This is a genomic window from Algoriphagus sp. (genome assembly GCF_024305035.1).
In the GTDB taxonomy this organism is placed as follows: Bacteria; Bacteroidota; Bacteroidia; order Cytophagales; family Cyclobacteriaceae; genus Algoriphagus.
The window spans coordinates 1-1719 of record NZ_JAMWZB010000068.1 but is presented as its reverse complement, the minus strand read 5'-3'; the positions used below and the strand labels follow the sequence as shown (position 1 = coordinate 1719).

1 protein-coding gene is annotated in these 1719 nt (G+C 42.8%); it reads right to left on the bottom strand.

Translation table 11 applies throughout. The features are described 5' to 3' along the window. The coding region (locus tag Q0L00_RS19510) for a hypothetical protein (RefSeq protein ID WP_297338572.1) at positions 1-1719 on the bottom strand (1719 nt) is incomplete at both ends.

Sequence of the window (1719 nt, the reverse complement as noted above, 5' to 3'; positions counted from 1 at the left end):
GAGGACAATCCTGATTGCTAACGCAATTAAACCGACATTCCCCGTAAAATTCCTGACTTCCAATCGGACAATAAATTCCGCTTCCGCCTGTCTCCAATGAAATGAGTAAGTCCAAAGATCCTACCCTCAGGTCAGGTAAAACTTCTGCCACATAACCTGTTTTTGAAAAATAAAGGTCTTCGCCGCTCTTAATTTTGATCATGAAATAGCCCGATTGATCGGTTTTTTCAAAGATGATAGGTCCACCAAACTCCCCTGATGGTTCCACTTTGACATCTGCAATCGGCTCTTGAGTTAAATCGTCGATCACATACCCGGCTAAATAAATGAATTCAGGTTCACAGGTTTCACCTACACACACCTCACCAGCTTGACACGTGACTAACTCATCCAGAGTACACTCGGAGGTCATTTCGACTGTCTTATTTAATGAGGTAATATCATCTATAACCAAAGTGACAGTACTATACCCCTGCTTTTCAAAAAAGAGCATATCTCCGAGTTGAACCGTTTGAGTGGTGGTAAACATACCGTTATTGGAGATGGCAAGGATTTCCCCATCGCTATTTTTGACCAGAACATTGGATAGTGCGTTAAGCCCATCTGCATCATAAACCTCTCCGGTGATCGCGTATAATCTAGGAACACAGGATCCATTTTCACAGAAATATCCCGGAGGACAGGAAATTCCTTCACATTCAAGCGTTTCCATTTCGATAACCAAATTGGAATTGCTCGCTAAAATCGGATCCGTGGTGATGGAACTATAACCTGCAGCAGTAAATTGCAATTGTTCGCCTGAATCAATGACTACTTGGTACTGCCCATTTTCGGATGTGGTGAAAAGCGTTTCACCTCCAGAAGCCAAGCTGATGGAAACATTCTCAAGGTTTTCGAGGGAATTGAGATCCATAACCCTCCCTGTGATAATTATTGGATCCTCTAAACATTGCCCTTGATAACAAACCGTCCCCTCAGGACAGTTAGTCACCAAGCACAAATCATCAGGTTCCAAACACAGACCGTCTCCTACACAGATAGTTCCAGGAGGACAATCCTGATTGCTAACGCAATTAAACCGACATTCCCCGTAAAATTCCTGACTTCCAATCGGACAATAAATTCCGCTTCCGCCTGTCTCCAATGAAATGAGTAAGTCCAAAGATCCTACCCTCAGGTCAGGTAAAACTTCTGCCACATAACCTGTTTTTGAAAAATAAAGGTCTTCGCCGCTCTTAATTTTGATCATGAAATAGCCCGATTGATCGGTTTTTTCAAAGATGATAGGTCCACCAAACTCCCCTGATGGTTCCACTTTGACATCTGCAATCGGCTCTTGAGTTAAATCGTCGATCACATACCCGGCTAAATAAATGAATTCAGGTTCACAGGTTTCACCTACACACACCTCACCAGCTTGACACGTGACTAACTCATCCAGAGTACACTCGGAGGTCATTTCGACTGTCTTATTTAATGAGGTAATATCATCTATAACCAAAGTGACAGTACTATACCCCTGCTTTTCAAAAAAGAGCATATCTCCGAGTTGAACCGTTTGAGTGGTGGTAAACATACCGTTATTGGAGATGGCAAGGATTTCCCCATCGCTATTTTTGACCAGAACATTGGATAGTGCGTTAAGCCCATCTGCATCATAAACCTCTCCGGTGATCGCGTATAATCTAGGAACACAGGATCCATTTTCACAGAAATATC